General features: G+C 62.2%; 24 protein-coding genes and 3 tRNA genes. 2 read left to right on the plus strand and 25 right to left on the minus strand.

Annotated elements, in window-relative coordinates:
* Window position 1: 1 nt before the first annotated feature.
* The 23 genes from rpsS to IF10I1_RS18080 form a co-directional block, all read right to left on the minus strand.
* A complete protein-coding gene (rpsS, locus tag IF10I1_RS17970; RefSeq protein ID WP_019965867.1) occupies window positions 2-280 on the minus strand; it encodes a 30S ribosomal protein S19 in 279 nt (92 codons plus the stop codon).
* 12 nt (window positions 281-292) lie between these two features.
* Window positions 293-1126, minus strand: a complete 834-nt coding sequence (gene rplB, locus IF10I1_RS17975) for a 50S ribosomal protein L2 (RefSeq protein WP_019965868.1) — start codon at window positions 1124-1126, stop codon at window positions 293-295.
* Between the two features lie 16 nt (window positions 1127-1142).
* Complete coding sequence (locus IF10I1_RS17980) at window positions 1143-1436, minus strand: 50S ribosomal protein L23 (protein WP_019965869.1); 294 nt, start codon at window positions 1434-1436, stop codon at window positions 1143-1145.
* Complete coding sequence (gene rplD / locus IF10I1_RS17985) at window positions 1433-2053, minus strand: 50S ribosomal protein L4 (RefSeq protein ID WP_019965870.1); 621 nt, start codon at window positions 2051-2053, stop codon at window positions 1433-1435. The genes IF10I1_RS17980 and rplD overlap by 4 nt, the downstream gene beginning before the upstream one ends.
* Window positions 2053-2760, minus strand: a complete 708-nt coding sequence (rplC, locus tag IF10I1_RS17990) for a 50S ribosomal protein L3 (protein WP_122519810.1) — start codon at window positions 2758-2760, stop codon at window positions 2053-2055. The genes rplD and rplC overlap by 1 nt, the downstream gene beginning before the upstream one ends.
* Before the next feature lie 23 nt (window positions 2761-2783).
* Window positions 2784-3092, minus strand: a complete 309-nt coding sequence (gene rpsJ, locus IF10I1_RS17995; RefSeq protein ID WP_013652482.1) for a 30S ribosomal protein S10 — start codon at window positions 3090-3092, stop codon at window positions 2784-2786.
* A gap of 65 nt (window positions 3093-3157) precedes the next feature.
* Entirely contained in the window at window positions 3158-4348 is a 1191-nt protein-coding gene (tuf, locus tag IF10I1_RS18000; protein ID WP_058900184.1) for an elongation factor Tu, read from the minus strand.
* 44 nt (window positions 4349-4392) lie between these two features.
* Window positions 4393-6468: an elongation factor G gene (gene fusA, locus IF10I1_RS18005; RefSeq protein ID WP_050475497.1), complete on the minus strand. Its 2076-nt coding sequence runs from the start codon at window positions 6466-6468 to the stop codon at window positions 4393-4395.
* Window positions 6469-6489: 21 nt separating this feature from the next.
* Complete coding sequence (gene rpsG, locus IF10I1_RS18010) at window positions 6490-6960, minus strand: 30S ribosomal protein S7 (protein WP_019966690.1); 471 nt, start codon at window positions 6958-6960, stop codon at window positions 6490-6492.
* Between the two features lie 12 nt (window positions 6961-6972).
* Window positions 6973-7344, minus strand: coding sequence for a 30S ribosomal protein S12 (gene rpsL, locus IF10I1_RS18015; RefSeq protein ID WP_019966691.1), 372 nt, complete (start codon window positions 7342-7344; stop codon window positions 6973-6975).
* Between the two features lie 778 nt (window positions 7345-8122).
* The gene (locus tag IF10I1_RS18020; RefSeq protein ID WP_186393747.1) at window positions 8123-8422 is read right to left on the minus strand and encodes a regulator; all 300 of its coding nucleotides are present in this window, start codon (window positions 8420-8422) and stop codon (window positions 8123-8125) included.
* 71 nt (window positions 8423-8493) lie between these two features.
* Window positions 8494-12693, minus strand: coding sequence for a DNA-directed RNA polymerase subunit beta' (gene rpoC / locus IF10I1_RS18025; protein ID WP_123194003.1), 4200 nt, complete (start codon window positions 12691-12693; stop codon window positions 8494-8496).
* 97 nt (window positions 12694-12790) lie between these two features.
* Window positions 12791-16927, minus strand: coding sequence for a DNA-directed RNA polymerase subunit beta (gene rpoB / locus IF10I1_RS18030; RefSeq protein ID WP_186424593.1), 4137 nt, complete (start codon window positions 16925-16927; stop codon window positions 12791-12793).
* Window positions 16928-17117: 190 nt separating this feature from the next.
* Entirely contained in the window at window positions 17118-17489 is a 372-nt protein-coding gene (rplL, locus tag IF10I1_RS18035; RefSeq protein ID WP_019966695.1) for a 50S ribosomal protein L7/L12, read from the minus strand.
* 65 nt (window positions 17490-17554) lie between these two features.
* Window positions 17555-18073, minus strand: a complete 519-nt coding sequence (gene rplJ / locus IF10I1_RS18040; RefSeq protein ID WP_050475500.1) for a 50S ribosomal protein L10 — start codon at window positions 18071-18073, stop codon at window positions 17555-17557.
* A 403-nt stretch (window positions 18074-18476) separates the two neighbouring features.
* Window positions 18477-19172 carry a 50S ribosomal protein L1 gene (rplA, locus tag IF10I1_RS18045; protein ID WP_019966697.1) on the minus strand — a complete coding sequence of 232 codons (696 nt, stop codon included), beginning with the start codon at window positions 19170-19172 and terminating at the stop codon, window positions 18477-18479.
* Between the two features lie 4 nt (window positions 19173-19176).
* Window positions 19177-19605: a 50S ribosomal protein L11 gene (rplK, locus tag IF10I1_RS18050; protein ID WP_019966698.1), complete on the minus strand. Its 429-nt coding sequence runs from the start codon at window positions 19603-19605 to the stop codon at window positions 19177-19179.
* A gap of 159 nt (window positions 19606-19764) precedes the next feature.
* Window positions 19765-20295: a transcription termination/antitermination protein NusG gene (gene nusG, locus IF10I1_RS18055; RefSeq protein ID WP_019966699.1), complete on the minus strand. Its 531-nt coding sequence runs from the start codon at window positions 20293-20295 to the stop codon at window positions 19765-19767.
* Window positions 20296-20336: 41 nt separating this feature from the next.
* Window positions 20337-20534, minus strand: a complete 198-nt coding sequence (gene secE / locus IF10I1_RS18060) for a preprotein translocase subunit SecE (RefSeq protein ID WP_019966700.1) — start codon at window positions 20532-20534, stop codon at window positions 20337-20339.
* Window positions 20535-20638: 104 nt separating this feature from the next.
* A tRNA-Trp gene (locus tag IF10I1_RS18065) sits at window positions 20639-20714 on the minus strand.
* A gap of 117 nt (window positions 20715-20831) precedes the next feature.
* On the minus strand, window positions 20832-22022 hold the full coding sequence (tuf, locus tag IF10I1_RS18070) for an elongation factor Tu (protein WP_058900184.1): 1191 nt from the start codon (window positions 22020-22022) through the stop codon (window positions 20832-20834).
* A 172-nt stretch (window positions 22023-22194) separates the two neighbouring features.
* Window positions 22195-22268: transfer RNA gene (locus tag IF10I1_RS18075), tRNA-Gly, on the minus strand.
* A gap of 22 nt (window positions 22269-22290) precedes the next feature.
* A tRNA-Tyr gene (locus IF10I1_RS18080) sits at window positions 22291-22375 on the minus strand.
* A gap of 404 nt (window positions 22376-22779) precedes the next feature.
* Between IF10I1_RS18080 and IF10I1_RS18085 the strand changes: the two genes are divergently transcribed.
* Window positions 22780-23604 (plus strand): RNA methyltransferase, encoded by an 825-nt coding sequence (locus tag IF10I1_RS18085; RefSeq protein ID WP_186393749.1) that lies wholly within the window; start codon window positions 22780-22782, stop codon window positions 23602-23604.
* 47 nt (window positions 23605-23651) lie between these two features.
* Here the strand turns inward: IF10I1_RS18085 and IF10I1_RS18090 are convergent, their stop codons facing one another.
* Together IF10I1_RS18090 and IF10I1_RS18095 are read right to left on the minus strand one after the other, a co-directional pair.
* Window positions 23652-24146 (minus strand): hypothetical protein, encoded by a 495-nt coding sequence (locus IF10I1_RS18090; protein ID WP_186393750.1) that lies wholly within the window; start codon window positions 24144-24146, stop codon window positions 23652-23654.
* 71 nt (window positions 24147-24217) lie between these two features.
* The gene (locus tag IF10I1_RS18095) at window positions 24218-24532 is read right to left on the minus strand and encodes an antibiotic biosynthesis monooxygenase (RefSeq protein ID WP_019962483.1); all 315 of its coding nucleotides are present in this window, start codon (window positions 24530-24532) and stop codon (window positions 24218-24220) included.
* A gap of 242 nt (window positions 24533-24774) precedes the next feature.
* On the opposite strand from IF10I1_RS18095, the gene IF10I1_RS18100 reads away from it, so the two are divergent.
* Window positions 24775-25980, plus strand: a complete 1206-nt coding sequence (locus tag IF10I1_RS18100; protein ID WP_186424594.1) for a GTP-binding protein — start codon at window positions 24775-24777, stop codon at window positions 25978-25980.
* Window positions 25981-26105: the final 125 nt, after the last annotated feature.

A 26105-nucleotide genomic window follows, 5' to 3' on the forward strand; every position in this document is an offset into this window, starting at 1 on the left:
GTTACTTCCTCTTCGCCTTCTTGTCGGCGCCGTGCCCATAGTAGGTCCGGGTCGGCGAGAACTCGCCGAGCTTGTGACCAATCATTTCTTCAGACACCAGCACCGGAACGTGCTTCTGTCCGTTGTAGACGCCGAAGGTCAGGCCAACGAACTGCGGCAGGATCGTCGAGCGGCGGCTCCAGGTCTTGATGACCTCGTTCCGGCCGGTTTCGCGAACCTTGTCCGCCTTCTTCAGCAGATACCCGTCGACAAACGGACCTTTCCAGATCGAACGTGTCACGATCCGTACCTCTTACTTCTTGCGAGCATGACGGCTGCGAACAATGAACTTGTCCGTTGCCTTGTTGCTGCGCGTGCGCTTGCCCTTCGTCGGCTTGCCCCAAGGGGTCACCGGATGACGGCCACCCGAGGTGCGGCCTTCACCACCGCCGTGCGGATGGTCGATCGGGTTCATGGCCACACCGCGGGTGTGCGGGCGGATGCCGAGCCAGCGCGAACGTCCGGCCTTGCCCAGGTTGATGTTGCCATGGTCCGGGTTGGACACGGCGCCGATGGACGCCATGCAGGTGCCCAGAACGCGGCGCTGTTCACCGGACATGAGACGCAGGATCGTGTAACCCTGGTCACGGCCGACGATCTGAACGAAAGCACCGGCGGAACGGGCGATCTGACCGCCCTTGCCCGGCTTCAGCTCAACGTTGTGGACAATGGTGCCGACCGGAATGGAAGCCAGCGGCATTGCGTTGCCCGGCTTCACGTCGACGGACTCACCAGCCACAACCATGTCGCCAGCAGCAAGACGCTGCGGGGCCAGGATGTAGGCCAGCTCGCCATCCTCGTAACGGATCAGCGCGATGAAAGCGGTGCGGTTCGGATCGTATTCCAGGCGCTCAACAGTCGCCGGAACGTCGAACTTGCGACGCTTGAAGTCCACCAGACGGTAGGAGCGCTTGTGGCCACCACCGCGGTTCGGTGCCGTCAGACGGCCGCGGTTGTTGCGGCCGCCGGTCTTGCTCAGGCCTTCGGTCAAGGTCTTGACCGGCTTGCCCTTCCAGAGATCGGCACGGTCCACCTGAACCAGCTGGCGCCGGCCGGGGGACGTGGGGTTGAAGGTCTTGAGTGCCATAATTGTCGTCCCAGCCTTAGAGTCCGGTCGTCACGTCGATCGAGTGACCCTCGGCGAGCGTCACAATGGCCTTCTTGTAGTCGGACTGCTGTCCGATGCGGCCGCGGAAACGCTTCACCTTGCCCTTGCGGACCAGAGTGTTCACCGCAGTGACCTTGACGCCGAACAGGGCTTCAATCGCTGCCTTGATTTCCGGCTTGGTTGCCGAGTTGGCAACCTTGAAGACCACCTTGTTCTCTTCCGAGGCCATGGTCGCCTTCTCGGTGATCACCGGGCTGACGATCTTGTCGTAGTGAGCGATCTTGCTCATTTGAACCGCTCCTCGATAGCCGACACAGCAGCCTTGGTCAGAACCAGGGTGTTGCGGCGCAGGATGTCGTAGACGTTGATGCCCTGAACCGGGAGCACGTCAACAGCCGGAATGTTGCGGGCGGCGAGTGCGAAGTTCGCATCCACCTCTGCACCATCGATGACCAGCACGTTGGCGAGGCCCAGCTTGCTGAACTTTTCCTTCAGCAGCTTGGTCTTGGCTTCAGCGGCCTTGGCGTCCTCGACAACGATCAGCGAACCGGCCTTCACCTTGGAAGACAGCGCATGGGCGAGGCCCAAGGCGCGAACCTTCTTCGGCAGGTCGTGGCCATGGTCACGGACAACCGGACCAAAAGCCTTGCCGCCGCCGCGGAACTGCGGAGCCTTGCGGTTGCCGTGACGGGCGCCACCGGAGCCCTTCTGACGGACGAACTTCTTGGTCGTGCCGGAGACTTCGGCACGGCCCTTGGCCTTGTGGGTACCAGCCTGGCGCTTGGCAAGCTGCCAGCGCACAACGCGGTGGATCAGATCCGTGCGCGGCTCGAGACCGAAGATCTCGTCCGACACCGTGATCGAACCGGCGGCCGAACCTTCGAGGGTTTTGACCTCAAGTTCCATCACTCACTCTCCTTGCCCGTGGCTGCCTCGGCAACGGCCCGGAAAGCACCCGGGACCGGCACGCCTTCCGGCAGCGCCTTCTTGACGGCATCGCGAACCAGGATCCAGCCGCCCTTGGCACCGGGAACAGAGCCTTCGACCATGATCAGGCCGCGCTCGACGTCCGTGCGGACAACCTTGAGGTTCTGCGTGGTCACACGGGCATCACCCATGTGGCCGGCCATCTTCTTGCCCTTGAACACCTTGCCCGGGTCCTGACGCTGGCCGGTCGAACCGTGCGCGCGGTGGGACACCGAGTTACCGTGAGAAGCGCGGCCACCACCGAAGTTGTGGCGCTTCATGGAACCGGCAAAGCCCTTACCGATCGAGGTGCCGGTGACGTCGACAAACTGACCTTCCACATAGTGGTCGGCAGTGATTTCGGACCCGACTTCGATCAGGTTGTCCGGGCTCACGCGGAACTCAGCCAGCGTGCGCTTCGGTTCAACCTTGGCAACCGCGAAATGTCCGCGCATCGCCTTGGGCGTGTTCTTGACTTTGGCAACACCGGAGCCAAGCTGCAGTGCGGTGTAGCCGTTCTTTTCTTCAGTGCGGTGAGCAACAACCTGGCAGTTTTCGAGCCGCAATACCGTGACCGGCACATGTTCGCCGGACTCGTTGTAAATGCGGGTCATGCCCACCTTCTGAGCGATCACTCCAGAACGCATTGGCGTAAACCTTTCGATCCGACTCAGAGCTTGATCTCGACGTCCACGCCAGCTGCCAGGTCGAGCTTCATAAGAGCGTCGACGGTCTGCGGCGTCGGATCGACGATGTCGAGGAGGCGCTTGTGAGTGCGCATCTCAAACTGATCGCGGCTTTTCTTGTCGATGTGCGGACCACGAAGCACGGTGTACTTCTCAATCCGCGTCGGCAGCGGCACGGGACCCCGTACCTGCGCACCGGTCCGCTTCGCCGTGTTCACGATCTCCCGGGTGGAAGCATCGAGAATACGGTGATCGAATGCCTTGAGGCGGATCCGGATATTCTGACCGTTCATTTCAGATTTCCCGATAAGACTGGGCCCCGCCGTCCGCCTGAAGCGGCGGCGGGGGCACCCGCCGATTACTCAATGATGGAAGCGACAACGCCGGCGCCGACGGTACGGCCACCTTCGCGGATAGCGAAGCGCAGGCCATCTTCCATGGCGATCGGAACGATCAGCGTCACGACGACCGAGATGTTGTCGCCCGGCATCACCATTTCCGTGCCTTCCGGCAGTTCAACGATGCCCGTCACGTCCGTCGTGCGGAAGTAGAACTGCGGACGGTAGTTCGTGAAGAACGGCGTATGACGGCCGCCTTCTTCCTTCGTCAGGATGTAGGCTTCGGCCTTGAACTTCTTGTGCGGCTTGACCGAACCCGGCTTGCACAGAACCTGACCACGCTCAACGTCCTCACGGCCAACGCCACGGATCAGCGCGCCGATGTTGTCGCCTGCCTGGCCCTGGTCCAGAAGCTTGCGGAACATCTCAACGCCGGTCACGGTCGTCTTCTTGGTGTCGCGGATGCCGACGATCTCGACTTCCTCACCCACCTTCACGATGCCGCGCTCGACACGGCCGGTCACCACGGTGCCACGGCCGGAGATCGAGAACACGTCTTCGATCGGCATCAGGAACGGCATGTCGATCGGACGGTCCGGCGTCGGGATGTACGCGTCAACGGCGTCCATCAGAGCGCGGATGGCGTCACGGCCGATGTTGGCGTCGCGGTTTTCAACCGCTGCCAGAGCCGAGCCCTTGACGATCGGAATGTCGTCGCCCGGGAAGTCATACGAGGAGAGCAGCTCGCGCAGCTCCATCTCGACGAGATCCAGAAGCTCTTCGTCGTCGACCTGGTCGACCTTGTTCATGAACACCACCAGAGCCGGCACGCCGACCTGACGGGCGAGCAGGATGTGCTCGCGGGTCTGCGGCATCGGGCCGTCAGCGGCCGAGCACACCAGGATCGCGCCGTCCATCTGGGCAGCACCGGTGATCATGTTCTTCACGTAGTCGGCGTGACCCGGGCAGTCAACGTGAGCGTAGTGACGGTTGGCCGTCTCATACTCAACGTGCGCCGTCGAGATCGTGATGCCGCGCGCCTTTTCTTCCGGCGCTGCGTCGATCTGGTCATAGGCCTTGGCAACCGCGCCGCCAGTCTCAGCCAGCGTCATCGTGATCGCCGCGGTCAGCGTCGTCTTGCCGTGGTCAACGTGGCCGATCGTGCCAATGTTCACGTGCGGCTTCGTGCGCTCAAACTTTTCCTTCGCCATCGGATTACTCCGCTTTCTCTAGTTCTTTAATGTCGGTCGGTGGTTCAGGCGTATTTCGCCTGAACCTGGTCAGCAACGGCCTGCGGCACCTGCTCGTAATGGTCGAACACCATCGAGTACTGCGCACGCCCCTGCGACATGGACCGCAGGTTGTTTACGTAGCCAAACATGTTGGCAAGCGGGACCATCGCGGTGATCGCGGTCACAACACCACGGTCTTCCGTGCCGTTGATCTGGCCGCGGCGGGAGTTCAGGTCGCCGATCACGTCGCCCATGTAGTCAGCCGGGGTCACGACCTCGACCTTCATGATGGGCTCGAGCAGCTTCGGACCGGCCTTTGCGATGGCTTCACGGAAGCCGGCGCGGGCAGCAATTTCGAAGGCCAGAACCGAGGAGTCCACGTCGTGGTAGGCACCGTCGGTCAGGCTCGCCTTGATGTCGACCATCGGGAAGCCGGCGAGCGGGCCCGAAGACATCACGCTCTCGATACCCTTGGTCACGCCCGGGATGTATTCCTTCGGAACAGCACCACCGACGATCTGGCTCTCGAAGGCATAGCCTGCACCCACTTCGTTCGGCTCGATGACGAGCTTGATGCGGGCGAACTGGCCGGTACCACCAGTCTGCTTCTTGTGGGTGTAGTCCACTTCGGCGCGGCGGGTGATCGTCTCGCGATAGGCCACCTGCGGAGCACCGATGTTGGCTTCCACCTTGAACTCGCGGCGCATGCGGTCGACGATGATGTCGAGGTGAAGTTCACCCATGCCGGCGATGATCGTCTGGCCGCTTTCCTCGTCAGTCTTGACGCGGAAGGACGGATCTTCAGCTGCCAGGCGGTTGAGCGCGAGGCCCATCTTTTCCTGGTCGCCCTTGGTCTTCGGCTCGACGGCGATCTCGATCACCGGCTCGGGGAATTCCATGCGCTCAAGAATGACCGGCTTGGCAGGATCGCAGAGCGTGTCACCCGTGGTGGTGTCCTTCAGACCGGCGATGGCAACGATGTCGCCTGCATAAGCAACGTCGATGTCTTCACGGCTGTTGGCATGCATCTGCATCATGCGGCCGACGCGTTCCTTCTTGTCCTTCACGGTGTTCTGCAGGGACGTGCCCTTGTTCAGAACGCCCGAGTAGATGCGGCAGAAGGTGAGCGAACCGACGAACGGGTCGTTCATGATCTTGAACGCCAGCATGGACAGGGGCTCTTCGTCGCTCGACTTGCGGAGGATTTCCCCCTCGGTCTTCGGATCGATGCCCTTGATGGCCGGAACGTCGAGCGGGCACGGCAGGTAGTCCACCACGCCGTCGAGCAGCGGCTGAACGCCCTTGTTCTTGAAGGCCGAGCCAGCGAAGATCGGAATGAACTCGCCGCTGATGGTGCCCTTGCGGATGAGTGCCTTCAGCGTGTCGTTGTCCGGCTCGTTGCCTTCCAGATACGCTTCCATGGCAGCTTCATCGACTTCGACAGCCGTCTCGATCATGGCATCACGGAATTCCTGTGCCTTATCAGCCAGGTCAGCCGGGATCTCGACTTCGTCCCAGGCAGCGCCCAGGCTTTCGTCGCGCCAGATCAGCGCCTTCATCTTGATCAGATCGACAACGCCGGCGAACTCGCTCTCGGCGCCAACCGGGATCTGTACGCACAGAGCCTTGGCACCCAGACGGGTCTTGACCATCTCGACGCAGCGGTAGAAGTCCGCACCGAGCTTGTCCATCTTGTTGACGAAGATCATGCGCGGCACGCGGTACTTGTCCGCCTGACGCCACACGGTTTCAGTCTGGGGCTCAACGCCAGCGTTGGCGTCGAGAAGGGCAACGGCACCGTCCAGCACGCGCAGGGAACGCTCCACCTCAATGGTGAAGTCCACGTGACCCGGGGTGTCGATGATGTTCAGGCGCTTTTCGTTCCAGAAAGCGGTGGTCGCGGCGGACGTGATCGTGATGCCGCGTTCCTGTTCCTGCTCCATCCAGTCCATGGTGGCAGCGCCATCATGAACTTCACCGATCTTGTGGCTCTTGCCTGTGTAGTACAGGATGCGCTCGGTGGTCGTGGTCTTGCCGGCATCGATGTGAGCCATGATGCCGAAGTTGCGGTAGTCCTCGATTTTGTGCGTGCGAGACATGACGTCAGCCCTTTTCCAGGATTACCAGCGGTAGTGAGAGAAGGCGCGGTTCGCGTCCGCCATGCGGTGCGTGTCTTCGCGCTTCTTCACTGCGGAACCACGGTTGTTCGCGGCGTCGAGCATTTCACCCGACAGGCGGTCCACCATGGTGGTTTCGTTGCGGTTGCGGGCTGCAGTGATCAGCCAGCGGATCGCCAGTGCCTGACGGCGGTCCGTGCGGACTTCCACCGGAACCTGGTAGGTCGCACCACCGACGCGGCGGGAGCGGACTTCCACCTGCGGCATGACGTTTTCGAGAGCCGCATGGAACACCTCGATGGGGTTCTCACGGGTCTTCTTCTCGATGATGTCGAAGGCACCGTAAACGATGCGCTCGGCCACGGACTTCTTGCCGTGATACATGATCGAGTTCATGAACTTCGTAACGACGATATCACCGAACTTGGGATCCGGAATGATCTCGCGCTTTTCTGCGCTGTGACGACGGGACATGCCGCGCGCTCCTTACTTCGGCCGCTTGGCGCCGTACTTCGACCGGCGCTGCTTACGGTTCTTGACGCCCTGGGTGTCGAGCACGCCACGGATGATGTGGTAGCGAACACCCGGCAAATCCTTGACGCGGCCGCCGCGGATCATCACCACGGAGTGTTCCTGAAGGTTGTGGCCTTCACCCGGGATGTAACCGATGACTTCGAAGCCATTCGTCAGGCGCACCTTGGCAACCTTACGAAGTGCCGAGTTCGGCTTCTTCGGCGTCGTGGTGTATACGCGGGTGCAAACACCACGCTTCTGCGGGCAGGCCTCCATGGCCGGCACCTTGTTCCGCTTCGGCGGGTCTTTCCGCGGCTTGCGGATCAGCTGGTTGATGGTCGGCATTCTGTGCCCTTTACCTCTGCCATCCAAAAATTCGTACGCTACCCTGCTTTTCACTGACTACGTGACAAACGTAATCGCGCCTCAGCCATGTTCGCACATGGGAGGCGCTGCGAAAACCAGAGGACCACGAGGTTAATCGCGGTCGTGCAATCGACGCTTATTCGCCTTTTTGAACCCGGCAGCGTTTAAGTATTCAGGTTCCTTGCGTAGACCGCTGGAACACATCAGGACTTACCGCCTGCCCTTGGGATGGGCGGACACTACTCACGGCGCCCCCTGCCGTCAAGGGAAATCTCGGATTTCTGCGGGATTGCCCTGCCCTGCTGCGCCTTGGCCGCGGCACGGGCTGAATCTGCGCATTTCCGCATCTTTTGTAACGCCAATGCGCGCAGTATTGTAATTAAATTATACAGCCCAGGCATCCTGCAAGGCCTGGCCCTATGCCGGTTAACCGTGCCTTGCGAATCCTGCAGGGCTGTCCTGCAGCCTGCTGAGCCGCAGAAGCCCCGAATCCCCGGCGGTTTTCCCGAAAACCGGGACTCACTGCACGGTGAGCCGGTTGTTTGCCCGTTAAGGAATCAGAACAAGGGAATCAAACCACTCTGCCCTGCCCCGCTGCCGCTTGCGGGACCAATCAGGCCACTGCCGCCTGGCAGGGTTGCCAACCCTTCCTGCGGGAACGGTAAACACGGTGCAAACCCATTGCCTCAAATGCACAGGGACGGCAGCTGGCCTGTTGCCCTCTGCCGTCCCCGGTCTTCTGACTGCGATTGCTGCGTCAATCGCGGAAGGTGATCACCGCCACGTTGCCCGACAGAGCGTCCTGATAGGCGCCTTCATAGGTCGGATCATCCGGCTCGCCTTCCAGCACGCCGATCTGGTCGAGCTCGGCCTCGGCAAAGCCCTCCCCTGCCAGCGCTTCCAGCGTCTTGCGCACGGCGCTGTCGTCGTCGGGGGCGGTCAGCATCACATGGATCGGCACCGCATCTTCCGGCCCGCCGTCCTCGCTGTCCCAGACCCGGCCGATCACCAGGAAGACCGTCGGCTCCAGCGGAGTATCATCGTCATTGCCAGCCATCACGGCCTCCTTCTTGATAAACGAAAGGCCGCACGGATGGCGGCCTTTCTGGTTCATGGGTCCGGGGCCGCTTATTCGGCAGCGCCGGACAGATCCTCCAGCAGGCCTTCTGCGGCGCTGTCGCCCGAGCGCTTGCGGCGCTCGTCAAGGATCAGGTCGTCGCGGTGGGTCGCGATCTGACGGATGCGCTTCATCACGCCGCCCGTACCGGCCGGGATCAGACGGCCGACGATGACGTTCTCCTTCAGGCCGACCAGCGGGTCGATCTTGCCGTTGACGGCGGCGTCGGTGAGGACGCGCGTCGTCTCCTGGAAGGAGGCTGCCGAGAAGAACGACCGGGTCTGCAGGCTCGCCTTGGTGATACCCAGGAGAACCGGCACGCCCTTGGCCGGGGTCTTGGCGTCGTCGATGGCACGCTCGTTCGCCTCGTCGAAGTCGAGCTGGTCGACCTGCTCGCCCGAGAAGAACTCGGTCTCGCCCGGATCAGTGACCTCGACCTTCTGCAGCATCTGGCGAACGATCACCTCGATGTGCTTGTCGTTGATCACCACGCCCTGCAGACGGTAGACTTCCTGGATCTCGTTGACGAGATAGGCCGCGAGCGCTTCCACGCCCTTGACCGCCAGAATGTCGTGCGGCGCCGGGTTGCCGTCGAGGATGTACTCACCCTTCTCGATGACATCGCCTTCCTGCAGATGGAAGTGCTTGCCCTTCGGGATCAGGTACTCGACCGGCTCCAGTGCCTCGTCATGCGGCTCCACGATGATGCGGCGCTTGTTCTTGTAATCGCGGCCGAAGCGGATGGTACCGCTGATTTCCGCGATGATGGCGTGGTCCTTCGGACGGCGCGCCTCGAACAGTTCCGCCACGCGGGGCAGACCACCGGTGATGTCCTTCGTCTTGGCGCTTTCCAGCGGGATACGTGCGAGCACGTCACCAGCCTTCACCCGGTTGCCCGGCTGCACCGACAGAATGGCGTCCACCGAAAGCAGCAGGCGGGCGTCGCCACCACGGGCCAGCTTGCAGATCGAGCCATTGGCGTCCTTGACGACAACCGCCGGCTTGAGATCCTGGCCGCGATGCGACGTGCGCCAGTCGATGACGACACGCTTGGTGATACCGGTCGCCTCGTCGGTGGTTTCCTGCACCGAAGCGCCGTCCACCAGGTCTTCGAAGTCGACCACACCATCCACTTCCGACAGCATCGGACGGGTGTAGGGGTCCCACTCGGCGATACGCTGGCCACGCTTGACCGCATCACCATCGTCCACCAGCAGCTTGGCGCCGTAGGTGACGCGATGGACAGCGCGCTCGTTGCCGTCACTGTCAACGACGATGAGCGACATGTTGCGCACCATGGCAATCAGGTTGCCATCGCTGTCGCGGGTGGCGGCGCGGTTGCGGATCTTGATCGTGCCATCGACGTTGGATTCGATGAACGAGCTGTCCACCACCTGTGCCGTGCCACCGATGTGGAACGTGCGCATGGTCAGCTGGGTGCCCGGCTCACCGATCGACTGAGCGGCGATGACGCCGACAGCTTCACCGATGTTGACCGGCGTACCACGGGCAAGGTCACGGCCATAGCAGGTGCCGCAGACGCCCGTGATGGTCTGACAGGTCAGAACCGAACGGATCTTGATCTGCTGAACCTTGGCAGCCTCGATCAGTTCCACGTCCTTCTCGTCAATCATGCGGCCCTTCGGCACGATGATCTCGCCGGTTGCGTGGTTGTAGACGTCTTCTGCCGCCGTACGGCCGAGAACGCGCTGGCCAAGGCTTGCGATGACCTGACCTGCGTCCACGATCGCCTGAACGGTGATGCCGTTCTCGGAGCCGCAGTCGACTTCAAGGATGATCGAGTCCTGAGCCACGTCCACGAGGCGGCGGGTCAGGTAACCCGAGTTCGCCGTCTTGAGCGCGGTGTCAGCCAGACCCTTACGGGCGCCGTGGGTGGAGTTGAAGTACTCCAGAACCGACAGGCCTTCCTTGAAGTTCGAGATGATCGGGTTTTCGATGATCTCGCCCGACGGCTTGGCCATGAGGCCGCGCATGCCGGCAAGCTGCTTCATCTGGGCCGGAGAGCCACGGGCACCGGAGTGGGACATCATGTAAACCGAGTTCATCGGCTTCTGACGGCCCGTCTCCTGATCGATCTGAACCGCCTGAATGCGCTTCATCATCTCATCAGCGATGCGGTCGGTGCACTTGGCCCAGGCGTCAACCACCTTGTTGTACTTCTCGCCCTGAGTGATCAGGCCGTCGTTGTACTGCTGCTCGTATTCGGCAACCATTGCGGCCGTCTCGCCCACCAGCTTCTGCTTGGTGTCCGGGATGACCATGTCGTCCTTGCCGAACGAGATGCCGGCGCTGCACGCATTGCGGAAACCGAGCTGCATGATGCGGTCGCAGAAAATGACCGTCTCCTTCTGACCGCAGGCGCGGTAGACGGTGTCGATCATGCGCGAGACTTCCTTCTTCGTCATCAGCCTGTTGCAGGTGTCGAAGGGAACCTCGTGATGCTTCGGCAGCAGTTCGGCAATCATCATGCGGCCCGGCGTCGTCTCGAAGATGCCGGAGGTCGGGTTGCCGTCAGCGTCGATCGAGCGGAAGCGTCCGCGGATCTTCGTGTGCAGCGTGATGACCTTGTTGGCCAGCGCGTGCTGGATCTCGCCCATGTTGCCGAAGGCCATGCCTTCGCCCGGCTCCTTCTCTGCCATGATCGACAGATAATAGAGACCCAGAACGATATCCTGAGACGGAACGATGATCGGGCCGCCGTTGGCCGGATGCAGGATGTTGTTGGTCGACATCATCAGCGTGCGGGCTTCCAGCTGGGCTTCCAGCGAAAGCGGCACGTGCACGGCCATCTGGTCACCGTCGAAGTCGGCGTTGAAAGCCGAGCAGACGAGCGGGTGCAGCTGGATGGCCTTGCCTTCGATCAGTGTCGGTTCGAACGCCTGGATGCCGAGACGGTGCAGCGTCGGCGCACGGTTCAGAAGAACCGGGTGCTCACGGATGACCTCGTCCAGGATATCCCAGACTTCCGGACGCTCCTTCTCCACCAGCTTCTTGGCCTGCTTGACGGTCGAGGAGAAGCCCTTCGCGTCGAGACGCGAATAGATGAAGGGCTTGAACAGCTCGAGAGCCATCTTCTTCGGCAGGCCGCACTGGTGCAGCTTCAGCTCCGGACCCACGGTGATCACCGAACGGCCGGAATAGTCGACGCGCTTGCCGAGCAGGTTCTGACGGAAGCGGCCCTGCTTGCCCTTGAGCATGTCGGACAGCGACTTCAGCGGACGCTTGTTGGCACCGGTGATGACGCGGCCGCGGCGGCCGTTGTCGAACAGGGCGTCAACGGATTCCTGCAGCATGCGCTTTTCGTTGCGGATGATGATATCCGGTGCACGCAGCTCGATCAGGCGTTTCAGGCGGTTGTTGCGGTTGATCACGCGGCGGTACAGATCGTTCAGATCCGACGTCGCGAAGCGGCCGCCGTCCAGCGGAACCAGCGGGCGCAGATCCGGCGGGATCACCGGAATCACGGTCATGATCATCCATTCCGGACGGTTGCCCGACTCGGTGAAGGCTTCAATGACCTTGAGGCGCTTGGCCAGCTTCTTCGGCTTCAGCTCGGTGGTCGCTTCGGCGATCTCGACGCGCAGCTTCTCGCTTTCGCGCACCAGATCCAGCGACATCAGCATCTCGCGGATGGCTTCCGCGCCGATCATCGCCGTGAAGGCGTCCTCGCCGTACTCGTCCTGGGCGCTGATATATTCTTCCTCGCTCAGCAGCTGGTTCTGCTTCAGCGGGGTCAGGCCCGGCTCGAGAACAACATAGTTCTCGAAATAGAGCACGCGCTCCAGATCCTTCAGCGTCATGTCCAGCAGAAGGCCGATGCGGGAAGGCAGCGACTTCAGGAACCAGATATGCGCAACCGGGGCGGCCAGCTCGATGTGGCCCATGCGCTCGCGGCGCACGCGGCTCAGCGTCACTTCGACGCCGCACTTCTCACAGATGACGCCCTTGTACTTCATGCGCTTGTACTTGCCGCACAAGCACTCGTAGTCCTTGATCGGGCCAAAGATACGAGCGCAGAACAGACCATCACGCTCAGGCTTGAACGTGCGGTAGTTGATCGTCTCCGGCTTCTTGATCTCACCATAGGACCAAGACATGATCCGCTCGGGGCTGGCGAGAGAAATCCGGATCTGGTCGAAGGTCTGCGCAGGAGCCTGCTGGTTGAACAGGTTCATGACCTCATGATTCATGGGCTCTCTCCTTCGATGCACGGATGGGGAGCGGGCCGTGCCCACTCCCCTTTTCCTGCACTGTACGTCCTGTTTCAGTCTTTTTCATGCCCGCAGATCACTCTGCCGCGTCTGCCGCGGGCTCGTCGGTAATTGCGGTAAGGTCAGACTGCTGAAGTTCCACGTTGAGACCCAGCGACCGCATTTCCTTCACGAGAACGTTGAAGCTCTCCGGAATGCCGGCCTCGAACGTGTCATCACCACGGACAATTGCCTCGTAGACCTTCGTACGGCCCGCGACGTCATCCGACTTCACGGTCAGCATTTCCTGCAGCGTGTAGGCAGCGCCATATGCTTCAAGGGCCCACACCTCCATTTCACCGAAGCGCTGGCCACCGAACTGCGCCTTGCCACCCAGCGGCTGCTGAGTCACGAGCGAGTAAGGTCCAATCGAACGGGCGTGGATCTTGTCGTCCACGAGGTGGTGCAGCTTGAGCATGTAGATGTAACCCACGGTGACCTTGCGGTCGAAGGTTTCACCCGTCCGCCCGTCGTAGAGGGTCGACTGGCCGCTGGCGTCAAGGCCAGCTGCGTCGAGCATCTCCACGATGTCCGGCTCATGCGCGCCGTCGAAGACCGGCGTTGCAATCGAAACGCCCTTCTTCAGCTGTTCGGCAAGACGCAGGACGCTCTCGTCATCGTAACGCTTGACCGCATCGCCCTTGATGTTGTCGCCGTAGAGTTCGTGGATCTCGCCCTTCAGAGCCTGGATCTCACCCGTCTTGCGGTACTCGTCATAGAGCTCGCCGATCTTGCGGCCCATGCCTGCGCAGGCCCACCCAAGGTGGGTCTCGAGGATCTGGCCCACGTTCATGCGCGAAGGCACGCCCAGCGGGTTCAGCACGATGTCGACATGCGTGCCGTCCGCCAGGAACGGCATGTCCTCGTTCGGGTTGATCTTGGAGACCACACCCTTGTTGCCGTGACGGCCGGCCATCTTGTCGCCCGGCTGGATCTTGCGCTTCACGGCGACGAAGACCTTGACCATCTTCATGACGCCAGGGGGCAGCTCGTCACCGCGCTGCAGCTTCTCCACCTTGTCGATGAAACGCTGCTCGAGGCGCTTGCGGCTTTCGTCATACTGGCCGCGCAGGGCCTCCACTTCGCTCATGAACTTTTCATCGTCCATGGCAAACTGCCACCACTGCGAACGCGGGTATTCGCCAAGGACGTCACCGGTCAGGCTGGTGTCCTTCTTGAAGCCCTTCGGGCCGGCAATGGCGGTCTTGCCCAGCAGCATCTCGGCCAGACGGCCATAGACGTTGCGGTCAAGGATTGCCTGCTCGTCGTCGCGGTCCTTGGCCAGGCGCTCGATTTCCTCGCGCTCGATGGCCATCGCACGCTCGTCCTTCTCGACGCCGTGACGGTTGAACACGCGCACTTCCACGACCGTACCGGCAACGCCGGGCGGCAGACGCAGGGAGGTGTCGCGGACGTCCGAAGCCTTTTCACCGAAGATGGCGCGCAGAAGCTTTTCTTCCGGCGTCATCGGGCTTTCGCCCTTCGGCGTGATCTTGCCGACGAGAATGTCGCCCGGCTTCACTTCGGCGCCGATGTAGACGATGCCGGCTTCGTCGAGGTTCTTCAGCGCTTCTTCCGAGACGTTCGGAATGTCGCGCGTGATTTCTTCCGGTCCGAGCTTGGTGTCACGGGCGGCGACTTCAAACTCTTCCAGATGGATCGAGGTGAAGACGTCATCGGACACGATACGTTCGGACAGGAGGATGGAGTCCTCGAAGTTGTAGCCGTTCCACGGCATGAACGCGACGAGCACGTTGCGGCCGAGCGCCAGATCGCCCAGATCCGTGGACGGGCCGTCAGCGATGATGTCACCCTTGGAGATGACGTCACCGACGCGGACCAGCGGACGCTGGTTGATACAGGTGTTCTGGTTGGAACGCTGGAACTTCATCAGGCGGTAGATGTCGACGCCCGACTTGGACGGATCGAGATCTTCCGTGGCACGGATAACGATACGGGTCGCATCCACCTGATCGACCACACCGCCGCGGCGGGCACCGATGGCAGCGCCCGAGTCACGGGCCACGATCGGCTCCATGCCGGTGCCGACGAACGGCGCTTCGGCGCGCACCAGCGGCACAGCCTGACGCTGCATGTTCGAGCCCATGAGCGCGCGGTTGGCGTCGTCGTTTTCCAGGAACGGAATGAGCGCGGCAGCGACCGAAACCAGCTGCTTCGGCGACACGTCCATCAGGTCCACGCGGTCGGACGGAACGAGCATGTTTTCACCGGCATGACGGCAGGTGACCAGCTCTTCCACCAGACGGTTGCCCTCGTCGAGGACAGCGTTGGACTGGGCGACGTAGTGCTTGGCTTCTTCCATGGCCGAGAGATAGACGACCTCGTCGGAGACGATGCCATCGCGCACCTTGCGGTACGGGCTCTCGATAAAGCCGTACTTGTTCACGCGGGCGAAGGTCGCCAGCGAGTTGATCAGACCGATGTTCGGGCCTTCCGGCGTCTCGATCGGGCAGATACGGCCATAGTGGGTCGGATGCACGTCGCGGACTTCGAAGCCGGCGCGCTCACGCGTCAGACCGCCCGGTCCAAGAGCCGACAGGCGGCGCTTGTGCGTCACTTCGGACAGCGGGTTGGTCTGGTCCATGAACTGGCTGAGCTGCGAGGAGCCGAAGAACTCGCGCACGGCAGCTGCGGCCGGCTTGGCGTTGATCAGGTCCTGCGGCATGACCGTGTCGATGTCGACAGAGCTCATGCGCTCCTTGATCGCACGTTCCATGCGCAGCAGGCCGACGCGGTACTGGTTCTCCATGAGTTCGCCGACCGAACGCACACGGCGGTTGCCGAGGTTGTCGATGTCGTCGATCTCGCCCTTACCGTCGCGCAGGTCGAGCAGCAGCCGGATCACGGCCAGGATGTCTTCCTTGCGCAGGGTGCGCACGGTGTCCGGGCAGGTCAGGTCAAGGCGCATGTTCATCTTGACGCGGCCGACCGCAGACAGGTCGTAACGCTCGGCGTCAAAGAACAGCGACTGGAACATCGCTTCAGCGGAGTCCAGAGTGGGCGGCTCGCCCGGGCGCATCACGCGGTAGATGTCGAACAGCGCATCTTCACGGCTCTCGTTCTTGTCCGCAGCAAGCGTGTTGCGGACATAGGCGCCGGTGTTGATGTGGTCGATATCGAGAACGGTCAGGTCCTCGTAGCCGCGCTGGATCAGCTCGTCGAGCAGCTTGGCGCTGATCTCGTCACCGGCTTCAGCGTAGATCTCGCCGGTCACGAAGTCGACGACGTCCTCGGCCAGATACTGGCCGTGCAGGTCTTCGTCGGTCACCTTCAGGGCCTTGACGCCCTTTTCGGTGAGCTGCTTGATCGTGCGTGCGGTGACCTTGCGGCCGGCTTCGATCACGACTTCGCCGGTGTCGGCGTCGATCAGATCGTAGGAAGCCTTGTTGCCCTTGAGGCGGTCGCCGTCGAACGGCATGCGCCAGGAACCCTTGCCTGCGCGCGAATATTCGATGCGCTGGTAGAAGGTGTTCAGGATCTCTTCGCCGTCGAGGCCGAGGGCCATCAGCAGGGAGGTGACCGGAATCTTGCGGCGGCGGTCGATACGCGCATAGACGATGTCCTTGGCATCGAACTCGATGTCGAGCCAGGAACCGCGGTAGGGGATCACGCGGGCAGCAAACAGCAGCTTGCCGCTGGAATGGGTCTTGCCCTTGTCATGATCGAAGAACACGCCCGGGGAACGGTGCATCTGGGACACGATGACGCGCTCGGTGCCGTTCACGACGAACGTACCGTTCTCGGTCATGAAGGGGATGTCCCCCATGTAGACGTCCTGCTCCTTGATGTCCTTGACGGACTTGGCGCCGGTGTCTTCATCGACATCGAACACGATCAGGCGCAGGGTCACCTTCAGCGGGGCAGCAAAGGTCATGCTGCGCTGACGGCACTCCTCGACGTCGTACTTGGGCTGTTCGAATTCGAACTTGACGAATTCAAGCAGGGCCGTTCCGGCAAAATCGGAAATCGGGAAAACAGAGTTGAAGACCGCCTGGAGGCCTTCATCGGGACGGCCGCCCTTGGGCTCCTCAACCTGCAGGAACTGGTCGTAGGATGCCTTCTGAACCTCGATGAGGTTGGGCATTTCCGTTACATCGCGGATCGATCCGAAGAATTTCCGGACACGCTTGCGACCGTTGAACGTTAGGGTCATTGTCGCTCCTCGTTCGTATCGCCTTGGGTGACGGCTGTCCGCAACGCCCCTTGTCCAATCGGGCAGCTTCGCCCGGGCGCTTCGGATAACCGTCCCCTATTCGGGACTAATGCCCCGGAAACGGGTTATACCCGCCGGGGCCAGGAAACGGTCCCGGTTGCCCGGGACCGCCTTGGATCTTTCGATCCTATTACTTGAGCTCGACCTTGGCGCCAGCCTCTTCGAGCTTCTTCTTGAGGTCTTCGGCTTCAGCCTTGGAGACCTGCTCCTTGACAACCTTCGGAGCGCCTTCGACGAGCTCCTTGGCTTCCTTCAGGCCGAGGCCGGTGATGGCGCGGACTTCCTTGATCACGTTGATCTTCTTGTCGCCAGCGTCAGCGAGAACGACGTCGAATTCGGTCTGCTCTTCAACAGCAGCAGCCGGAGCAGCAGCAACGGCAGCAACAGCCACCGGAGCAGCGGCGGACACGCCCCACTTCTCTTCGAGCATCTTGGACAGCTCAGCAGCTTCCATGACGGTCAGGGCGGACAGATCTTCAACGAGCTTTTCGAGGTTAGCCATTTCTTATGTACCTTACGTTCGAACCAAATGCTTGGTTACAGACAGTGTATTGCTTAGGGGGCGCCTTATGCGGCCTCGTCCTTCTTGGCATACGCGCCGAAAACGCGGGCGAGCTGCCCGGCCGGTGCGTTGACAACCTGGGCGATGCGGGATGCCGGGGTCTGGATCATGCCCACCAGCTTTGCGCGCAGCTCATCGAGCGACGGCATCGTGGCGAGAGACTTGACGCCTTCCGCATTCAGGTTGGTCTTGCCGAGAGCACCGCCGAGGATGACGAACTTGTCCGTCGTCTTGGCGAATTCCACCATGGCCTTGGGAGCCGCGACCGGATCTTCCGAATAGGCGATCAGGGTCGGGCCCGTGAAGAGGCCATTGATGTGCTCAAGGTCAGTGCCTTGAAGGGCAAGCTTTACAAGGCGGTTCTTTGCAACCTTTACGGTGCCGCCGGCGTCACGCACTTTCAACCGCAGCGCGGTCATCTGTGCAACCGAGAGACCCGCATAGTGCGCGACGACCACAACCGAAGTGCTACCCAGCTCTTCGTTGAGGGCGGTCACGAACTCGTGCTTTTCCGCTCTTTCCACTTGCCTACTCCATTTGATGGCGTTTCCGCCACCGGTTTGCCTTTGCCGCCAGCTTGGCGGTGCGGGGAAGCCCCGTACCGCGTCACAGGCGACGCTCAGGGTTTCCTGTCCCCTCACCTCGCTTGGAGCGCGGCAAGGCATCTGGTTCGAACCGTTGCAAAACCCGGCAAGCCGGAAACAAACTGGTTCTCACCCATCTATGCAGGCCCATTCGGCTTAGACCGGTTTCCCGGCACCTGCAGTCTCGGACAGGGATGATCCGGTACGGGACCGGACCAGTGCCTCCCGGCAGAACCGGGAGGAACCTCTTGGATGCGGCGCGGGCCGAAGCTTCAACTCCAGGCCGGTCACGCCGCTGCGGCCAGCGCGAAACCCGGCAGTATGCCCTGCCGGGTCTGCAGCATCAGCCGTTGATCGAAGCCAGGTCGACCTTGACGCCCGGGCCCATTGTGGACGACAGGGCAACACGGCGCATGTACTGGCCCTTGGAACCGCTCGGCTTGGCCTTCTGGACGGCATCCACGAGAGCGCGGATGTTTTCGACCAGGGCGTCCTGGGTGAAGGAGACCTTGCCAACGCCGGCGTGGATGATACCAGCCTTCTCGACGCGGAACTGCACGGCGCCGCCCTTGGCGTCACGCACGGCCGAAGCCACGTCCGGGGTCACGGTGCCGACCTTGGGGTTCGGCATCAGGCCGCGCGGGCCGAGCACCTTACCAAGACGGCCGACCAGCGGCATCATGTCCGGGGTTGCAATGCAGCGGTCGAAGTCGATCTTGCCGCCCTGCACTTCGTTGACCAGCTCTTCGGCGCCAACGATGTCTGCGCCGGCAGCCTTGGCTTCTTCAGCCTTGTCGCCACGGGCAAACACGGCGACGCGAACGGTCTTGCCGGTGCCGTTCGGCAGCACGCAGACGCCGCGGACCATCTGGTCAGCGTGACGCGGGTCAACGCCGAGGTTGATCGCAACTTCGATGGTTTCGTCGAACTTCACCTTGGCGCGGTCCTTGAGCAGGGTCAGGGCTTCGCCGAGGGCGTAGGTCTTGTTGCTGTCGATGCCTTCACGAGCAGCACGGATACGCTTGCCAATCTTCGCCATGATCTTACTCCGTGACCTCGAGGCCCATCGAACGGGCAGAACCCTCAACCATGCGCATCGCCGCTTCCACGTCGTTCGCGTTGAGGTCCTTCATCTTGGCGGTGGCGATTTCACGCACCTGCGCCTTGTTCACCTTGCCAACCGTGCCGCGGCCCGGGGTCTTGGAACCGGACTTCAGACCAGCAGCCTTCTTCAGGAAGAAGCTGACCGGAGCGGTCTTGATCTGGAAGGTGAAGGACTTGTCGGAGAAATAGGTGATCACGACCGGGCACGGGGCGCCCTTCTCGATATCCTGGGTCTGCGCGTTGAACGCCTTGCAGAATTCCATGATGTTGAGGCCGCGCTGACCCAGCGCGGGACCGATCGGGGGAGACGGCGTTGCGGAGCCGGCTGCCACCTGCAGCTTGATGTAACCTTCGATTTTCTTCGCCATTATACTCTCCTAGCGAGTAAGCCGGATAAACCGGCATTCAGGAGCGGGTGGTCTGGCTTGACACGCCCGGCGTAGGCGCGCCTTACCTGCCACCCTCTTCTGCGCGAAGGCCATGATGGCCTCCATGCAGCTTTGGCCGCCCGTGGGCGGCCAGCTTGATCAGACCTTGTCGACCTGACCAAATTCCAGCTCGACCGGCGTCGGGCGGCCAAAGATCGACACGGCAACCTTGAGGCGCGCGCGCTCTTCGTCCACTTCCTCGACGAGGCCGGAGAAGGAGGCAAACGGGCCGTCCGACACGCGGACCTGCTCGCCAACCTCGAAACTGACCGACGGCTTCGGCCGGTCGACACCTTCCTGAACCTGGCTCAGGATGCGGCGCGCCTCGGCTTCAGAAATCGGAACGGGCTTCTGCTCGGAACCGAGGAAGCCGCTGACCTTGGGGGTGTTCTTGATCAGATGGAACGCCTCATCGGTCATGTCCATCTTCACCAGAACGTAGCCCGGGAAGAATTTGCGTTCGGCATCGACCTTGCGCCCGCGGCGCACTTCGACGACCTTTTCCATCGGAACGAGGATTTCCTCGAACAGGTCAGAAAGCCCCTTCTGGGCAGCTTTCTCGCGGATGGACTCGGCTACCTTCTTCTCGAAATTGGAGTAGGCATGCACAATGTACCAGCGCTTGGCCATGACCTCAGTTCCGTTTCCTGTCTCGTGAAACCTTGCAGGCGTCAACCGCCCACGCCGAGGAGCAAGCCAATGCCCCAGCTCATCAGCTGATCCGCCAGAAGAAAGAAGATGGAGGCAAGCACCACCATCACAAAGACCATGACAGTCGTCACAGCCGTTTCCTTGCGGGTCGGCCAGGTCACCTTGGCAGCTTCGGAGCGAACCTGCTGGATAAACGTAAAGGGATTGCTCTTGGCCATTCCGGTTCCGGTCTTGTCACGACGAGCGGGCGCGCAGAATCATCCGCGCGCCCCGCCCGAGTGGTCCTCAATAAGGCCTCGGCGGCCAATATTCAAGAACAAAATGGCAGGGGCAGCAGGGCTCGAACCCGCGACCTGCGGTTTTGGAGACCGCCGCTCTACCAACTGAGCTATACCCCTGCACGGACGGGACCTGAAGTTCCGTCCAAACCTGTTCTTATCTCCGGTTCAGGCAACCCGCAAGGGGTTGTTCAAGTCCGGAGGGGAAGGCGCCGGATGAGCCGGCGCCCGCCATCATCACTCGATGATCGATGCCACCACGCCGGCGCCGACGGTACGGCCGCCTTCGCGGATAGCGAAGCGCAGGCCGTCTTCCATGGCGATCGGAACGATCAGCGTCACGACGACCGAGATGTTGTCGCCCGGCATCACCATTTCCGTGCCTTCCGGCAGTTCAACGATGCCCGTCACGTCCGTCGTGCGGAAGTAGAACTGCGGACGGTAGTTCGTGAAGAACGGCGTATGACGGCCGCCTTCTTCCTTCGTCAGGATGTAGGCTTCGGCCTTGAACTTCTTGTGCGGCTTGACCGAACCCGGCTTGCACAGAACCTGACCACGCTCAACATCCTCACGGCCAACGCCACGGATCAGCGCGCCGATGTTGTCGCCTGCCTGGCCCTGGTCCAGAAGCTTGCGGAACATCTCAACGCCGGTCACGGTCGTCTTCTTGGTGTCGCGGATGCCGACGATCTCGACTTCCTCACCCACCTTCACGATGCCGCGCTCGACACGGCCGGTCACCACGGTGCCACGGCCGGAGATCGAGAACACGTCTTCGATCGGCATCAGGAACGGCATGTCGATCGGACGGTCCGGCGTCGGGATGTACGCGTCAACGGCGTCCATCAGAGCGCGGATGGCGTCACGGCCGATGTTGGCGTCGCGGTTTTCAACCGCAGCCAGAGCCGAGCCCTTGACGATCGGAATGTCGTCGCCCGGGAAGTCGTAAGAGGAGAGCAGCTCGCGCAGCTCCATCTCGACGAGATCCAGAAGCTCTTCGTCGTCGACCTGGTCGACCTTGTTCATGAACACCACCAGAGCCGGCACGCCGACCTGACGGGCGAGCAGGATGTGCTCGCGGGTCTGCGGCATCGGGCCGTCAGCGGCCGAGCACACCAGGATCGCGCCGTCCATCTGGGCAGCACCGGTGATCATGTTCTTGACGTAGTCGGCGTGACCCGGGCAGTCAACGTGAGCGTAGTGACGGTTGGCCGTCTCATACTCAACGTGGGCCGTCGAGATCGTGATGCCGCGCGCCTTTTCTTCCGGCGCTGCGTCGATCTGGTCATAGGCCTTGGCAACCGCGCCGCCGGTCTCAGCCAGCGTCATCGTGATCGCCGCGGTCAGCGTCGTCTTGCCGTGGTCAACGTGGCCGATCGTGCCAATGTTCACGTGCGGCTTCGTGCGCTCAAACTTTTCCTTCGCCATCGGCGTCGCTCTCTATCTGTTACGCAGTTAGTCGTCAGGTTCGAGGCGGGACGCTTTCCGGCGGCACCGGCAGCCATCTCAGGCGCCGCGGCCAATACGAATTGCTTCCCGTTCTTTCCAGGACCCTGAGCGAGCGAAGCCCGCACCGGTCAATCTGATCGGCACCCAGTGATGGAGCGGGTGAAGGGAATCGAACCCTCGTCATCAGCTTGGAAGGCTGCTGCTCTACCATTGAGCTACACCCGCTGACCCGGACTTCGGGAGACGATGGTGGAGGAGGTTGGATTCGAACCAACGTAGGCTTAGCCAACGGATTTACAGTCCGTCCCCTTTAGCCACTCGGGCACTCCTCCATTCCGTCGAGCCTCTGTCCGAAGCAGTCAGGATGGCTTCACAGACCGCCCCGTCCAACCGGCCGGGGTGTCCTGTGGCGCGTGTTATGCAGATAGGGTTCCCTGCTGTCAACGCCGATTTGGATTTCTTTCAAGAAAATTCGCCGTCAGCCGATTTCCCGCTTCGCCGGTTCTGCGGGGCAGCTCCCGCCGCCCTAGGGTTTCCCTGCCCTTCCAGCGGTTTCATGAAGTTTTGCACAGGCTTGGCCGGATATGCGCCGTCTTTGCTGCATTGCGGCGCCGGTCTCCCGGCCGCCTGTGGATGAAGCCTTCAGCCTGTCACTGCCCGAGAATCTGCAAGCGCATTCGGCCGTGTCAGCCGCCTCCCTCTTCCCCCTCCTGCATATAGAGAGTAGGAGAGCGGCATGAGCGAACATTCTTCCGGCCCGCAGCGCGGGCGCCCTTTCACCAGCAAGGCCCGTCCCGGCAAGGGACAGGGCTTCGTCAAGCCCGCCCCGCGCCGCCCCGGCCTGCCGCCGGAGGGCCCTGTGCTGCTTTACGGCCTGCACACCGTGGAAGCCGCCTTCCGCAACCGGGACCGCCGCCGCATCCGTCTCTATGCAACGGAGAATGCGGTGAACCGGCTCGAGGAGCGCGGCGTCAAGATTGACGTGCCCGTCGATATCCAGATGCCCCGCGCGCTCGACCGCATGGTCACCCGCGATGCCGTGCATCAGGGCATGATTCTGGAAGCCGCCCCCCTGCCCGCCTATGGGGTGAAGGAACTGAAGGGCGCAAGACTGGTGCTGGCGCTCGACCAGGTGACCGATCCGCATAATGTGGGTGCGATCCTGCGCTCTGCCGTGGCGCTTGCCGCCGATGCCGTTGTCACCACCGAGCGCCACGCGCCGGAGGAAGGCTCCGTGCTGGCCAAATCCGCATCCGGCGCGCTGGACATGATCCGGCACGTGCGGGTGAAGAACCTCGCCAAATTTCTGGAAGAGATGGGCGAGCAGGGCTTCTTCCGCGTCGCCCTCGACAGCGATGGCCCGGCGACGCTGGAAGAGACCACCTTCGGCAGCAAGACCGTGCTGGTGCTGGGCTCTGAGGGCAAGGGCGTGCGCCCCGGCGTGCGGGCCGCCTGCGACACCACGGCCCGTCTCGACATGCCGGGCGAGATCCGCTCGCTCAACGTGTCGAATGCCGCCGTTCTGTCGCTCTATCTGGCCCGGAGCAAGATGGGGCTTTGATCGTCTTGCGCGGGAAACACTCCCGCGCAAAAACTCTGCAGCTGATCTTATGCGGCCTGCTGATGGGCCGCGCTGCGCCTGTGCAGGAGGCCGGCCAGCCGGTCCGCCTCCAGCAGCACCCGGTTTGCCGGGCCGCCCTCGCACAGGATCATCGCATCGATCAGCGCCGGATGCACCGGGTCGGCCAGCGCGGCACGCACCATGGCCAGCACCCTGCCCTCCTGATCGGACAGGCTGGTGCGGCAGCAGGGGCAGCCTGGATCACGGAAGCGGAACGTGGTCTGGCGCACGGCGCGGATCGCCCGCATCAGCCGCATCACCGCCACCGCAACCTCTCCGCCGAGCCCTGCCCCGAATCCCGCCTGCGCCGTCAGCAGCGCCTGCTCCCAGGCCTGGCTTTGCGGCCGGGCATAGGACAGGCAGATCAGCCGCAGCACCTGCACCACCGTCTGCTCGTCGGGCGAAAGCACACTGACCGCCCCGCCCGGACAGGAAGGGGCCTGCGGGTGCGCGTCTGCGGTCTTGCGGGGCTCGGTGCTCATGGTGCTTTCTGCCTTGTCACGCGTCAGCCTTCACGGCACGCGGCGTTCGCTTCCAGTGAAATGACCCAGCCTCAGGCGCCGGTCACAGCCTCAAAACCCTCGAAGCGCGGCGGACCGGCGTAAAGGTCCTTGTTGGAACCGGCATTGCGATGCGCCTCGCGGAACTGCTCGGACTTGGTCCAGGCCAGAAAATCCTCACGGCTTTCCCAGACCGTGTGGGACGCATAGAGCGTGATGCCTTCGTCCTCATCGGCCGCCCCTTTGAGCAGATGAAAGGTCCTGAAGCCCTTCATCTCGTCGAGGCGCGAATCCCGGCCCTTCCACACGGCCTCGAAAGCCTCTTCCTGACCAGCCTTCACCTTGAAGCGGTTCATTGCCACAAACATGTGTCTCTCCCTGCGCAGCCGCCCGGACAGTCTTTTGCGGGCGGCATCAAATACCTGAGTAGATAATTCATATTTACAGGCAGGCCGCAGGTCAAGCCCCGGTCCTGCGGCCCGCCGCCGCGCAAGACGGTTTCGCCGGTGGAGAACCTGCCTGCCCCTTGGCAAGGCGGGCGGGCCATGCTAGATCGCATGTAATGTTATTACATTATAAGAACACCACTCCAGACCCACACGAGCGAACCATGACCAAACGCCTTCCCGTCACCGTGCTGTCCGGTTTTCTGGGCGCCGGAAAGACCACGCTTCTCAACCACATCCTCTCCAACCGCGAAGGCCTTCGCATTGCTGTCATTGTCAATGACATGAGTGAGGTGAACATCGACGCCGCCCTTGTGCGCGATGGCGGGGCCAACCTGTCACGCACCGAGGAAACCCTCGTCGAGATGACCAACGGCTGCATCTGCTGCACCCTGCGCGACGACCTTCTGGTGGAAGTGCGGCGCCTGGCAGAGGCTGGCCGCTTCGATTATCTCCTGATTGAATCGACCGGCATTGCCGAGCCGCTGCCCGTCGCCTCCACCTTCGAGTTCCGCGACGAGAACGGCGAGAGCCTGTCCGACATCGCCCGGCTCGACACCATGGTGACGGTGGTGGATGCGGCGAGCCTGCTCAGCCATTTCGGCTCGCTCAGCCTGCTGGATGATCTGGGCGAGTCCCTTGGGGAGGACGACACCCGCACTCTGATCGACCTTCTGGTGGACCAGATGGAATTTGCCGATGTCATCGTGCTCAACAAAGTATCGAGCGCTACACCGGAGGCGCTGGAGGCCGCCCGCAAGATCATCCGCTCGCTCAACAGCGAGGCGCGCGTGATCGAGGTGGACCATGGCCAGGTGCTGCTGTCCGATGTGCTGGGCACCGGACGCTTCGACTTCGAGCGTGCCCACACCCACCCGCTCTGGTACAAGGAGCTGAACGGCTTTTCCGATCACGTGCCGGAGACGGAGGAATATGGCATCCGCTCCTTCGTCTACCGCGCCCGTCAGCCCTTCGATCCGGAAAAACTGCAGGCCTTCATCAACCGCAGCTGGCCCGGCGTCGTGCGCGCCAAGGGCTTCTTCTGGCTGGCGACCCGGCCGGAATTCGTCGGCGAGCTGAGCATGGCCGGCGCGCAGGTGCGCACCGAAAAGCGCGGTCTGTGGTGGTCTGCCGTGCCCAAGACCCACTGGCCGGATCACCCGGACTGGCACAAGGCCATGGCGCCCTACATGGACGCGGTGTGGGGTGACCGGCGGCAGGAACTGGTGTTCATCGGCACGGACCCGATGGATGAGGAAGCGCTGCGCCGCGACCTCTCCGCCTGCCTCGTGCCCGCATCGTCCTTTGTTCCGGCCAGCTGGCGCAATCTCAAGGACCCCTTCCCCGCCTGGGGCCGCGCGGCAGCCTGACATCATCTCCCGGCGGGGCCACATTCCACCCCGCCGGGTATTCCTCTTCTTTCCGGCTATTCCTCATCAGTGGAAAAATTGCATCAAGGCGGATGCACATCCGCCAAACCCATGCTAAAAGCCGC

Source organism: Pannonibacter sp. I15F10I1 (assembly GCF_900185665.1).
In the GTDB taxonomy this organism is placed as follows: Bacteria; Pseudomonadota; Alphaproteobacteria; order Rhizobiales; family Stappiaceae; genus Pannonibacter; species Pannonibacter indicus.

What these genes read in the sequence shown, in the direction of transcription:
- rplB (WP_019965868.1), bottom strand. Translation starts at nt 1,126, where the DNA reads ATGGCACTCAAGACCTTCAACCCCACGTCCCCCGGCCGGCGCCAGCTG.
- IF10I1_RS17980 (WP_019965869.1), bottom strand. Translation starts at nt 1,436, where the DNA reads ATGAGCAAGATCGCTCACTACGACAAGATCGTCAGCCCGGTGATCACC.
- rplD (WP_019965870.1), bottom strand. Translation starts at nt 2,053, where the DNA reads ATGGAACTTGAGGTCAAAACCCTCGAAGGTTCGGCCGCCGGTTCGATC.
- rplC (WP_122519810.1), bottom strand. Translation starts at nt 2,760, where the DNA reads ATGCGTTCTGGAGTGATCGCTCAGAAGGTGGGCATGACCCGCATTTAC.
- rpsJ (WP_013652482.1), bottom strand. Translation starts at nt 3,092, where the DNA reads ATGAACGGTCAGAATATCCGGATCCGCCTCAAGGCATTCGATCACCGT.
- tuf (WP_058900184.1), bottom strand. Translation starts at nt 4,348, where the DNA reads ATGGCGAAGGAAAAGTTTGAGCGCACGAAGCCGCACGTGAACATTGGC.
- fusA (WP_050475497.1), bottom strand. Translation starts at nt 6,468, where the DNA reads ATGTCTCGCACGCACAAAATCGAGGACTACCGCAACTTCGGCATCATG.
- rpsG (WP_019966690.1), bottom strand. Translation starts at nt 6,960, where the DNA reads ATGTCCCGTCGTCACAGCGCAGAAAAGCGCGAGATCATTCCGGATCCC.
- rpsL (WP_019966691.1), bottom strand. Translation starts at nt 7,344, where the DNA reads ATGCCGACCATCAACCAGCTGATCCGCAAGCCGCGGAAAGACCCGCCG.
- IF10I1_RS18020 (WP_186393747.1), bottom strand. Translation starts at nt 8,422, where the DNA reads ATGGCTGGCAATGACGATGATACTCCGCTGGAGCCGACGGTCTTCCTG.
- rpoC (WP_123194003.1), bottom strand. Translation starts at nt 12,693, where the DNA reads ATGAATCATGAGGTCATGAACCTGTTCAACCAGCAGGCTCCTGCGCAG.
- rpoB (WP_186424593.1), bottom strand. Translation starts at nt 16,927, where the DNA reads ATGACCCTAACGTTCAACGGTCGCAAGCGTGTCCGGAAATTCTTCGGA.
- rplL (WP_019966695.1), bottom strand. Translation starts at nt 17,489, where the DNA reads ATGGCTAACCTCGAAAAGCTCGTTGAAGATCTGTCCGCCCTGACCGTC.
- rplA (WP_019966697.1), bottom strand. Translation starts at nt 19,172, where the DNA reads ATGGCGAAGATTGGCAAGCGTATCCGTGCTGCTCGTGAAGGCATCGAC.
- rplK (WP_019966698.1), bottom strand. Translation starts at nt 19,605, where the DNA reads ATGGCGAAGAAAATCGAAGGTTACATCAAGCTGCAGGTGGCAGCCGGC.
- nusG (WP_019966699.1), bottom strand. Translation starts at nt 20,295, where the DNA reads ATGGCCAAGCGCTGGTACATTGTGCATGCCTACTCCAATTTCGAGAAG.
- secE (WP_019966700.1), bottom strand. Translation starts at nt 20,534, where the DNA reads ATGGCCAAGAGCAATCCCTTTACGTTTATCCAGCAGGTTCGCTCCGAA.
- tuf (WP_058900184.1), bottom strand. Translation starts at nt 22,022, where the DNA reads ATGGCGAAGGAAAAGTTTGAGCGCACGAAGCCGCACGTGAACATTGGC.
- IF10I1_RS18085 (WP_186393749.1), top strand. Translation starts at nt 22,780, where the DNA reads ATGAGCGAACATTCTTCCGGCCCGCAGCGCGGGCGCCCTTTCACCAGC.
- IF10I1_RS18090 (WP_186393750.1), bottom strand. Translation starts at nt 24,146, where the DNA reads ATGAGCACCGAGCCCCGCAAGACCGCAGACGCGCACCCGCAGGCCCCT.
- IF10I1_RS18095 (WP_019962483.1), bottom strand. Translation starts at nt 24,532, where the DNA reads ATGTTTGTGGCAATGAACCGCTTCAAGGTGAAGGCTGGTCAGGAAGAG.
- IF10I1_RS18100 (WP_186424594.1), top strand. Translation starts at nt 24,775, where the DNA reads ATGACCAAACGCCTTCCCGTCACCGTGCTGTCCGGTTTTCTGGGCGCC.